This is a genomic window from Shewanella sp. NKUCC06_TVS (assembly GCF_019345515.1).
GTDB classification, from domain to species: Bacteria; Pseudomonadota; Gammaproteobacteria; order Enterobacterales; family Shewanellaceae; genus Shewanella; species Shewanella oncorhynchi.
Genome location: NZ_JAHKQX010000004.1, coordinates 137,552 through 149,167, shown reverse-complemented (window position 1 = coordinate 149,167; position 11,616 = coordinate 137,552). Strand labels below are relative to the sequence as shown.

Below are 11,616 nucleotides of genomic sequence, written 5' to 3'. Positions count from 1 at the left end.
TTGCAGATCCTGCGTTTAGCTTTATCGATTTATACGCTACCATAGCCGCGATTTTTCATTGACTTGGGTAGCAAAGTGCAGACGTTAGCGCAGTTAAGGGCAGGGCAGTTACAAGGGATCACACGTTTACAATTGGTTGAGGATTTAACCGAGTTCCCGCGGGAGATTTTTGATTTAGCCGATACCCTCGAAATCCTCGATTTATCGCATAATCAACTGAGCACTTTGCCCGAGGATTTACACCGCTTATCGCATTTAAAGATAATTTTCGCCTCGAATAATCGCTTTGAACATTTGCCTGAGGCATTAGGGCGTTGCACAAATTTAGAGATGATTGGCTTTAAGGCCAATCAAATCAAAACAGTGACTGCTGCGGCATTACCGCTGCAAACCCGCTGGCTCATCCTAACCGATAACCTCATTGAGACGTTGCCTACGGCCATGGGCGATTTACATCGTCTGCAAAAATTAGCCTTAGCGGGTAACCGTTTAACAGCCTTGCCCGAGTCGATGGCCAATTGCCGCAACTTAGAGTTAGTGCGTTTATCGGCCAATCAACTCCACGCACTGCCAGCTTGGTTACTCAGTTTGCCCAAACTGACTTGGCTCGCCTTTGCGGGAAATCCATTCAGCCATACCTTAGTCGATCCCCACGCCGATGTGGCCACAGTGGCGAATGTGACTCTGGGTGATATCAAGTTGGCTGAGAAGCTTGGCGAAGGGGCTTCTGGGGTCATTTATCGAGGCGATTGGTTGAATCAAGCCATGATAGCCGCGACGGGGTCGGCGCAGATTGCGGTAAAACTCTTTAAGGGTGAAGTGACGAGCGATGGTTATCCCGCTGACGAGTTAGATTGCTGTCTCACAACGGGTGATCATCCCAGCCTTATTAAGGTCGTGGCGCACATTAGCCAGAAAGATCAATTGGGTTTAGTGATGGAACTTATTCCGCCAGGGTTTAGTAACTTAGGGCTACCACCAAGTCTTGTCACCTGCACTCGCGATACCTTTAAAGACGGTAGCGAATTTCGCCTTGATGAAGTCGCCAAAATCACACACCAGTTGGCCGATGCAATGGCGCACATACATGCCAAACAAGTAAGTCATGGTGATGTCTACGCCCATAATATTATGGTTAATCAACAGATGAGCTTATTGTTTGGGGATTTTGGTGCGGCATCAAACTTACGCAATCTATCGACAGCAGAACGCTTAGCGATAGAAGCTATTGAAGTGCGGGCGCTTGGTTGCTTGATTGAAGATCTGTTGGCCTATGTGGATGCATCTGCCTATGTGAGTGCCTCGATTGGCCCTCTGTACTACACACAGTTGAGTGCGATTAAAGACGAGTGCATGCAGTTAGATGTGGCTCAGCGCCCCTGTTTTGCAGATGTGAAAAAGGCTATCGGAGCCCTGTTAAAAGGTAAATAGTGGCTTGCTAATAGGCTGGCTCTACACTTGTTTCAAGTTTGCTGTATTTTATGGTTGTTTGTGTGATTTAAGTGCTCACTATTGAGTTTATCGTTAAGTTATTGTTTTGTTTGGTTGTGTAACCGAGTTTTTACTGGCACTGACTAGGATTAAGCCTATAGGCTGTATACCCAAATAACCTCAAATTGCTGAAACAGGCACTTTGGGGGGACTTGGTATTAGTTTTGGGTTCAATCCGGTTTGCTGTTGTCGGATAGGATGTCCGTTGAATAGTAAGAACGATAGGTTTGCATACTATGTTTACACAAACGCTGTTTACACAAATAGTAACTGAACGAGCACGCAGTGCATGCGATATTTCATTAAAAAGCCATCCCCATCATCTCCCAAAGGCGCCCTTATTCGCGCCTTTGCCGTTTCTACTTGCGAGTGTTTTCGCTTTAGCCCCTATGGCCGTGATGTCGGCGGACAAGGTCGACATTATCCCTGTGACGGTCGAGGCCGTTAAAGAAACGTCCTTTGCCGATGTAGTGAATGAAGTCGGTAAAATCAACGCTATTGATTCAGCCACGCTGAACTTTAATGCTAGCGAAAAAATTAGCGCGATTCATTTTAGTAACGGCGACAAAGTGACTAAAAGCCAAGTGATTGCCGAGCAGGACAACATTAAAGCCAAGGCTGATTTAGACAAAGCCAAGAGCACCTTAGCACTGGCTAAAACTAAGCTGGAGCGTATCGAAGACTTACTGATTAAAGAACCCTTTGCGCTTGCTAAGCAAGATGTGGATGAGCTACGGGAAAATGTGAATCTGGCCGATGCGGATTTTCGCCAGAAACAAGCAACCATGAACGATTACCTGATCAAGGCTCCCTTCGATGGTCAGTTGACCAGCTTTAGTCAGTCTATCGGCAGTCAAATTGGTGCTGGTACGGCCTTAGTCACCCTCTATAGTTTAAATCCGGTCGAAGTGCGTTATGCCATCAGTCAGAAGGATTTAGGCAAGGCGCAAAAGGGCCAAAAGGTGAATGTGACTGTTGAGGCCTATGGTAATAAGGTATTCAAAGGGTTAGTTAACTATGTTGCTCCTGCGGTAGATGAAAGCTCAGGACGGGTTGAAGTGCATGCCGCCCTTGAAAACCCTGAGTTTAAGCTTGCTCCAGGCATGTTCGCCAACATCAAGCAGTTCTATAGTCTAGGGATTAAGCGTCTGTTAGTGCCGCAAAATTCGATTATTGCCAATAACGATGAACGTTTTGTCTGGCTAGTTCAGGGCGATAGCGTAGTAAAACAAGTAGTTAAACTCGCTCAAAATACGAATGACGGTTATGCCGTCGTGACTGAAGGTTTAGCCGAAGGCGATTTAGTCGTTAAAACGGGTATGCAAAACCTCAAGTCCGATAGCAAGATCAAAGTCGTGCAGGATAGAAACACTGCAGATAAAGCGGCAACATCAAGCGCTGACAAAGGTGCTGATTCAGTCTCTACTCCAAATATTGAGGTGGCTGAATAATGCGTTTACCCGAAGTCTGTATTCGTCATCCTATCTTCGCCTCCGTACTCAGTATTATGGCTGTGTTACTGGGCTTGATTGCCTTTCAAAAACTCGATATCCAATACTTCCCTGAGCATACCACCCACTCGGCATCTGTGAATGCGTCGATTGCAGGGGCGAGCGCCGATTTTATGTCGAGTAACGTGGCCGATAAGTTGATTGCTGCGGCTTCGGGCATAGATAAAGTCGATACTATGTCGACCGACTGTAGCGAGGGGCGTTGCTCATTAACGATTAAATTCAATGATGACACTAGCGATATTGAATACACCAACTTAATGAACAAGTTGCGTAGCAGCGTCGAAGGGATTAACGATTTCCCCCAGAGCATGATAGATAAGCCCACAGTTACCGACGATACTTCGGCCACAGATTCTGCCAGTAATATCATCACCTTTGTGAACGCGGGAGGCATGGAAAAGCAGGCTATGTACGACTACATTAGCCAGCAGTTAGTACCGCAACTCAAACAAGTTCAAGGCGTTGGTGCCGTTTGGGGGCCATATGGTGGCTCACAAAAGGCGGTCAGAGTCTGGCTCAATCCTGAGCAAATGAAAGCGCTGAATATTAAAGCTGCCGATGTGGTGGGCACGTTAGGCTCCTACAATGCCAGTTTTACCTCGGGTGCGATCAAAGGTAAGTCGCGGGATTTCTCGATTAACCCTTTGAATCAAGTTGAAACGCTTGAAGACGTGAAGGATCTGGTGATTAAGGTCAGCGAGGGTAAGATCATCCGCGTGTCCGATGTCGCCGATGTGGTGATGGGCGAGGAAAGTCTGTCGCCGAGTATGTTGTCTATCGGTGGACATAGTGCAATGTCATTGCAGATTTTACCGCTGAGCAACGCTAACCCAGTGACAGTGGCTTCGAACATTAAAGCCGAAATTGCACGCATGCAAAAACATTTACCCCAAGGCTTAGAAATGACCTTGGCCTACAATCAGGCTGATTTTATTGAAGCCTCCATCGACGAAGGGTTTTCTGCGTTGATTGAAGCGGTGATCTTAGTTTCGCTGATTGTGGTGTTATTTTTGGGTAGCCTGCGGGCGGCATCGATCCCCATTATTACGATTCCCGTGTGCGTGATTGGGGTGTTTGCTGTGATGTCGGCGCTCGGGTTTAGTATCAATGTGTTGACTATTCTGGCGATTATTTTGGCTATTGGCCTGGTGGTGGATGATGCCATTGTGGTGGTCGAGAACTGCTATCGCCATATTGAAAACGGTGAAACGCCTTTCAATGCGGCGATTAAAGGCTGTCAGGAGATCATTTTCCCTATCATTGCGATGACGTTAACGCTCGCCGCCGTGTATCTACCGATCGGATTAATGTCGGGCTTAACCGCCGATCTGTTTCGGCAATTCTCCTTTACCTTAGCAGCGGCCGTGATGATCTCTGGCGTGGTGGCGTTGACTTTGTCGCCTATGATGAGCGCCTATCTTATCAATACCACTGAGGAACACCCTAAATGGTTTAGCCGAGTCGAGAATGCGCTGCAGCAGTTAAATCATTTGTATATCAATGAGCTGAATAAGTGGTTTGTCCGCAAGCGTTTGATGTTTGGTGTGGCTGTGGTTTTGGTGGGTCTTGCGGGTATTGCTTACTGGCAATTACCCAAAATACTCTTGCCTGCGGAGGACTCCGGCTTTATCGATGTGGCGTCTAATGGCCCTACCGGTGTCGGTCGGCAGTATCATCTCAATCACAATGCTGAGCTTAATGGCGTGATGGACGAGCATCCCGCGGTTGGGGCTAACTTGTCCTATATCGAGGGAGAGCCTGTGAACCATGTGCTACTCAAACCTTGGGGTGAGCGCAGTGAGGGTATAGATGATGTGATCAGCGACTTGATTACAACATCAAAGGAAAACGTTTCTGCCTATAACATGTCGTTTAGCATTCGCTCAGCGAATAATCTCAATATTGCCAATAACTTGCGTTTAGAGCTGACGACCTTAGATCGGAATAAGGACGAACTCAGCGAAACCGCAGCCAAAGTGCAAAAATTACTCGAGGATTATCCTGGCCTGAATAACGTGGGCAACTCAGTGCTTAGGGATCAACTACGCTACGATCTGTCTATCGATCGCAACGCCATTATCCTCTCAGGTGTGAGTTATGGTGATGTCACTAATGCACTTTCTACTTTTCTTGGCTCAGTGAAGGCGGCGGACTTACATGCTACCGATGGTTTTACTTATCCTATTCAAGTGCAAGTAAACTTAGACAAACTGAGTGATTTTAAAGTGTTGAATAAGCTGTATGTCACTTCTGAATCTGGGCAAGCACTGCCATTATCGCAATTTGTGTCGATTAAACAGACTACGGCAGAATCTAACATTAAGACGTTTATGGGTCTTGATAGCGCTGAATTGACGGCAGATATTATGCCCGGCTATTCAACTGATGAAATCAAAACCTACTTAGATGAACAATTACCGACATTGCTTAATGATGCCCAAGGCTTTAAATACAATGGTGTGGTGAAGGATCTTATGGATTCGCAGGCGGGCACTCAGTCGCTATTCTTGCTGGCATTGGTGTTTATCTATTTGATTTTGGCTGCGCAGTTCGAAAGTTTTGTCGATCCCTTAATTATCTTACTGACTGTGCCCTTGTGTATTGTCGGTGCGTTATTGACCTTAGCCTTGTTTGGCCAGAGTGTGAATATCTATTCGCAGATTGGTTTATTAACCTTAGTGGGGCTAGTGACTAAGCACGGTATCTTGCTGGTGGAGTTTGCCAATAAGCAACAAGACCAAGGTTTGAGTGCGATTGAGGCGGCGCGAAGCAGTGCCAAATCTCGTTTAAGACCGATTCTAATGACGTCTTTAACCATGATTTTAAGTGCGATTCCTTTAGCCTTGGCATCGGGACCGGGCTCGTTAGGGTTAGCTAACATAGGTTTAGTCTTAGTTGGAGGTCTGTTAGCGGGCACTTTCTTCTCGTTATTTGTAGTGCCAGTGGCCTATGTCGCTATGGCGGAATTGAAGGCCAAGGATGTGCTTGCTAGACTGCGAAGTGCTTAAGTTGAGTTTTATGCGCTGGGTTTATCGAGCCTAGACTGAGAGGCATGGGTTCAACTTGCCTGTAAATACGTTATGATTTAAGCCAACGGCTAAACGCGTTGGCTTAATTTTTTGTCGATAACTTAATGATCTTTGTTGTATTTAAGCGAGTGTTTAAGTGCGAGTGGATTTGCCTCATCAGCGACGGAGAGCTGGCATTATGAGTTTGTTACATTGCTTTCATAGGGCTTTTTTATATTTGGCTTGCTCGGTTGGATTGATGTTTGCCTCTCCCGCCATGGCCTCTTTTTGGGATTCCTTATTTCGTAGTGAGTTGCCCGTCGATCAAGTGACTGCACCTGTAGATAGTCCGCGTTTCGAGTTCGTCGGCGTCTTACCTGCTAATACGCAATTAGAACTTGTCGGTTATTACGTCTCATCTGTTTGTACCCGAAAGGAAATCCGTTTTCCCAGTGGTGATATTGCTAATCCCTACCGCGCGACATTCGAAGAAACCTCAGTGCTGCGGCAAGTGATTAGCAGTGGTAGCAAAGCGAGTGAGTTTTCGCTGCCCTTAGCTTTGAATGGTGGCGGCGATTGTCAGTGGCGGCTTGAGGATTTAATGCTCGATGTGACAATTCTGCCGAACCATCCGTTGTGGCAAAGGGCTAAAGTACTTAAACAACAATACCTTGCTAAGTTGCAGCGCACTTCTGTTGTGGATGCGGCACAAGTTGCTAGCCAAACTACGTTGCCGACTCAAGTGTCACCCCACGATGATTTTTATTTAAGTCATGAACTTAATATCGATCCTATTTATGCGGGTAGCGAGGCGGATAATTCGTTGCTTGCGACTACGCCATTATCTTTAGCGCCAGTTTACTATCCAGTATTTATTCATTCTCCTAAGGAAGACAAACCTTTCGAGGCTAGGCTGAAAAGCAGTTTGCAGCAAATTTCTAGCCTATGGGCTAGTCCTTATACTCAAGCGGTTCGTCGCGGTGATGAGGCTGTGATGCGGGTGAATTTTAATCCACAGATTGCCGAACAGTATGAGGTCAATGTTTGGTATCAGCCTGATACGGTTGAGGTGAATTATCCCGATGGTACTCAATATACTTATGCTAACGGTGATGTGAAATTGTATGCCTATGGTAAACCTGAATCACAAATCAATACCTTAGCTCAAAGTGCCAAGGCCGAAGATAAGCGCTTCTTGGCACGTATCTATGAGCTTGGGCACGCCTTACCCAAGGATAAAATTAAGGCACGGAAATATTACCGTGAAGCCGCTGAAGCTGGTGATATTGAGGCGCTGCATTGGATGCGAGATCAAGCGGGTTACGCGGGGCGTGCCGATGAAAAGATCTATTGGCTGGAGCGCGCCGCGAGCTTTGGCGATAACGCGGCAAAGCTTGAGTTAATCCGTTTACCTTTATCGGTTATTGAGCGTGGCTTGGTTAATACAGGTGCGGATAAGGTCCGTGAAATGCAAGCATGGCAGCAGTTAAATCAGCTAGTTGAGCAAGGGTTGCCTGAGGCAAGAAGTCTGATGGCGTTTTATCAAGTGTTATCTTGCTCCCCTTACTTTAATGCCACAACGGCATTGGAAAATTATCGCCAAAGCGTTAAAGCTCAACCTGATTTAGCGCGAGATGCTGCCGAAACCTATTACTACTTTAAAGAGGATTTTGAGCAGAGCGAGGAGTTTTGGATCATTGCCGCCGAGCGAGATCTTTACGCCGCCGCTGAACTTGCCAATATCCTGTTATTGGAACCCTATAGAGATACGGTTAACGCGAGATACTGGTTAGAAAAAGTGACAACTTTGGGTGCCAAACAAGGCTTGCAGGCGGATATTCTAGGCAATGCTTACTTCCAGTTCGCAACGCTGTTAGATAAAGGCGAGGGTGGACCGGCCGATGCTAAAGCAGCGTTAACGCTTTATCAGCAGAGCATTGAAATGGCAGAGCGGTTTTCAAACGACTATGCAGTAAGGGCCAAGGAGAGAGTGCAAGTGCTCGAAGGGATGCGCTAATAACGTATTGTCGCTAAAGACTCTATGACGTCAGTGCTGCTTATTCAGCTTATCTTCAATAAAAATCCCTGCCGAAGCAGGGATTTTGTTATTTATTCAAATGCTTGATTTATGCGTAATGGCTAAAACTGCTTATTTAAGCAATGCGAGTCATCAAACTAGCGTAAATCAACCTGCAGTGCGACACCTGAACTCTGGGGTTCACTTTGCACTGTGATGTAATACCACCCCACGTTTGGCGCATTGACTGTGATGCTTTCCCGCGTGTTGGCGGGTGTCACAGAGGCTGCATCGAAGTGTTGAGCATTCGCCCAAGTCGTCCCCGAAAACAGGCTAACATCACCACTGCCGTGGGCGGAGTTGATGCTTAGCTGATTCGTTCCCTCTGGTACCCAAAGGTAATAATCGTTGCGCCCATCGGCGGTGCAAATGGCTTTGCCAGCACTGAGCTCACCATAACTTAAGGGTGATTGCGTCGCGCAGGCGTTGGCAATGAGCACCGGATCGGGTGTGTTACCCGTGCCTGTGCTTAAGGTCAGTGTTACGCCGCTAAACTCAGTGGCAGTATCAATCGTGATATAACGCCAGCCACGATTGGCGCTGAAGCTAAGCGATTCTTGATTTCCTGCTTTAGCACTCTTTGCATCGGCATTATCTGCGTCGGCCCACTGACTGGCATTGAAGTAAATATTGGCATCCCCAACGCCGCCCTTAGTGGTGACAGTGAACTGGGTATTATCTTCCTCAACCCAGAAGTAGAAGCTGTTACGCCCGCCACTGATGCACTCATTTTTGCCTAGGGTGAGCTTACCGTAATCTAAGGTCACTGCGCCGCAATTGGCTGGTGGCTCAGGATCCACGCCGCCATCCCCCAGATCGGGGTCGATATCAGCAAATAGCTCAGTGGTGCTGACTTGCATATCGACGCCGCCAAAGTCCCCCGATAAGGTAATGTAGTGCCAATACTCGTTAGGGTTTAACTGCACCTTAATCACTTGATAATTACCATTACCGATACCAGCGCCTTGGTTTTGCTCAGGGCTTGCCCAGCCTCTAGAATCGAAATAAATGTCAGCATCCCCCCAACCGCCGCCAATCTTGATCCAAAGCTCTTGGGCTGTGCGATCGGTATTGGTGAAGCTGAAACTGGCGCGGCCGAGTTTTGAATCGATACATTCCATCGGCACATCAATTTTCAGGCTGGCCGATTCAGTGTAACGGTAGGCTTCGTTAGTCACTTGGCAAGGCGAGTAATCCTTACTGATAGTGCCCGCTGGTCCTGTCCAGTTGCCTTCGCGGCCACTGGGCTCAGCGTCGACATCACTCGGGCCTTTATCGACTATGCCATCGTCAGCAGTGCTTAAACCACTGGCGAGCCAACCCTGCCATTCGTTATCGTAACGTGTGCCGATATTATCCATAAAGGCTTGATATTCTGCATATTGATCGTTGCGTAGGTAGGCTAGAATCTGTCTCACATCGTCCCTGTGGTGTTCAAACATGAAACGCACCGCCAGATAGCCCCAGCGATAGATGCGGTCTTGGCCAGATTCATAGTTGTTTTTGAATATGGTCGATAACATATACTCACCGGTTTCGCCCATGGCAATTGCCGCAGGGTTTGCGTCACGGTAAGAGATGTATTCCGCGAGGCCTTCAATCCACCAAATGGTATTGGCCGAAGTGCCACGACTAAAGTCACCAAACAGGTTATAGCGTCCATCGAGGTAGTGTACGTATTCGTGTTGCAGGTTCCAGACGTGGAAATCTGGCGTGCGCCATTCGGCTTCATAGGCGATGAAACGTGCCTGATTTTTGAGTCCGGCGGGCGAACCTTCTAAATACATGCCGCCATTGTCGGTACTGATACCAAAGATACTGTTGGCTAAGGATTTATATTCAGACGAACTGCCGAAGATCACTAGCTCTAAGTCATCGTTGTTATCCTGCCCCACGGGTTGCATGCCCGTTTCGAGTTTACTGTGGAAATAACTTTCTTGGCTGGTCAGCACATCACAGGCCCATTTGGCTTGATCTTGATAGAGATCTTGGGCGCGGATCTTAAGGCTGTCGGAGCATTTCCAATTAAAAGGTAAAGCATCGGCTTCTAACTGCGCCTTAAAACCACAGATATTGTAATCGTTACAATGGCTGCGATCGTAATAGTCGGCCATTTCTGCCGCCGCGTACCAAAGCACTTTGCTCGGTTCGGTTTTGCTGGTGCTGCTGAGGATGTTTTTGACCAGCTGGGTCACTCGTGGGCGCATGGCATCAATATAATACAGTCTAGACAACTCTTTAATTGAGTTGACCAAAAGGTACTCTGCATTGGTGCCTAACAAGTCGCGATGTTCGAGTTGGAAGTTATTTAGCGCATCTAAAATCTCTTGATCACGCGCGAACAGCGCCTGCATGTCATCATTCCATTGAGCGCGAAATAAGGTGGTAAACACTGAGTTTGCTGCGGCGTTCATGGCGAAACTGGCTTGCCAGTTAGCGTCGTAGTCCGTTAGCACTTTTATGGTGACATGATTAAAATCGGCGCCGAGCTCGGCTGAGTCAATCAGGATTAAGGCTTCTTTCAACACACCAGCATTAGCATCGGAGACAGTCCAAATCGCAGCGTTCGCAAATAAAGCATTAAGGGCAGATTTTAAGCTGACCTTAGCAGCATTGCTGTAAGCGGGCACATCATTTGGGCTGTAAAACTGCACATAAAGGGCCGCGCGGACAAAGTAAATATGCGACTCAAGATGCTGAATATCGACCCCAGTGTAGTCCTTTGCTTTAGTGGCAATGGCGTTGGCGACACTGATCACATTGGCCTCGCTAAATAGTGCGGTCGCGCTACTGCCTTTGAGGCTATAGAGTTTACCGACACATTCTGGCGTAGATTGGCTCAGTTCATTGACTAGTGCCTGGCCTGATTTCCCAACAAAGTCACTGCAGTCGCTGACTTGCATCGCGGCGCTACGATTCTGCAACTTAAGTGGGGGTTGTTCCGAGACCTCTATCTGACGTTTTTGGCGTGAATGAATCTTAGGCTGCTCTGTCATCGTCGGATCATTAGGGGATGCCATCAATGGCGTCTCCCGTAGCAGTGGTCTATGTGATTCAATTAAGCTAATCGGTGCAGAGGGCGGTGGCGGGACGGGTTGAGCTGGTGAACTGTTTGGTGTGTTGTTGCCTAATGGGGGGCTTGCATGAGTGTTATGGGCAAGAACGGGAGTTGCAATCGCTAAGCTAATTGCTGCGAAGAGTAGTGTGTTTTTCATTGTGTATCCGTAGTTATCTAGTCTGCAAAGCAGATCTTCCTTGGGCGTTATTTGATGCATTTAACACAGACTTGCATCAAACCTCATTGGATTATTTGCGTGATAACAATAGCGCGACAAACATCGCAGCCAGCAAATAATGCCTCAGAATAATGGCTGTAAGTTTTTAATATATCTAGTATTTGTCATAATATTTTTTTGATACATCTTTTCTGTTCAGCTTAGGTTCAGCTTAGGTTCAGCTTTCAGTTCAAATGGTTAACGTCAGCCGCTTGATTGAGTGCGATGGAATATAGAATGGAATAACTGTG

5 protein-coding genes are annotated in these 11,616 nt (G+C 47.2%); 4 read left to right on the top strand and 1 reads right to left on the bottom strand.

The genetic code is table 11. The features are described from left to right. Positions 1–75 precede the first annotated feature (75 nt). The 4 genes from KO531_RS06065 to KO531_RS06050 all read left to right on the top strand — a co-directional run bounded on the left by KO531_RS06065 (position 76) and on the right by KO531_RS06050 (position 8,030). Positions 76–1,431 carry a leucine-rich repeat-containing protein kinase family protein gene (locus KO531_RS06065; RefSeq protein ID WP_219250624.1) on the top strand — a complete coding sequence of 452 codons (1,356 nt, stop codon included), beginning with the start codon at positions 76–78 and terminating at the stop codon, positions 1,429–1,431. A 296-nt stretch (positions 1,432–1,727) separates the two neighbouring features. Beyond that, positions 1,728–2,942 carry an efflux RND transporter periplasmic adaptor subunit gene (locus KO531_RS06060; RefSeq protein WP_219250623.1) on the top strand — a complete coding sequence of 405 codons (1,215 nt, stop codon included), beginning with the start codon at positions 1,728–1,730 and terminating at the stop codon, positions 2,940–2,942. Then, positions 2,942–6,013, top strand: coding sequence for an efflux RND transporter permease subunit (locus KO531_RS06055; RefSeq protein WP_219250622.1), 3,072 nt, complete (start codon positions 2,942–2,944; stop codon positions 6,011–6,013). The genes KO531_RS06060 and KO531_RS06055 overlap by 1 nt, the downstream gene beginning before the upstream one ends. A gap of 199 nt (positions 6,014–6,212) precedes the next feature. Continuing rightward, positions 6,213–8,030, top strand: coding sequence for a sel1 repeat family protein (locus tag KO531_RS06050; protein ID WP_219250621.1), 1,818 nt, complete (start codon positions 6,213–6,215; stop codon positions 8,028–8,030). A gap of 158 nt (positions 8,031–8,188) precedes the next feature. On the opposite strand, the gene KO531_RS06045 is transcribed toward KO531_RS06050, so the two are convergent. Further along, positions 8,189–11,305 (bottom strand): M9 family metallopeptidase, encoded by a 3,117-nt coding sequence (locus tag KO531_RS06045; protein ID WP_219250620.1) that lies wholly within the window; start codon positions 11,303–11,305, stop codon positions 8,189–8,191. Positions 11,306–11,616 lie beyond the last annotated feature (311 nt).

Bases quoted from the DNA above. Each gene is read 5' to 3' on its own strand.
- KO531_RS06055 (WP_219250622.1), top strand. From the start codon at position 2,942: ATGCGTTTACCCGAAGTCTGTATTCGTCATCCTATCTTCGCCTCCGTA.
- KO531_RS06060 (WP_219250623.1), top strand. From the start codon at position 1,728: ATGTTTACACAAACGCTGTTTACACAAATAGTAACTGAACGAGCACGC.
- KO531_RS06045 (WP_219250620.1), bottom strand. From the start codon at position 11,305: ATGAAAAACACACTACTCTTCGCAGCAATTAGCTTAGCGATTGCAACT.
- KO531_RS06050 (WP_219250621.1), top strand. From the start codon at position 6,213: ATGAGTTTGTTACATTGCTTTCATAGGGCTTTTTTATATTTGGCTTGC.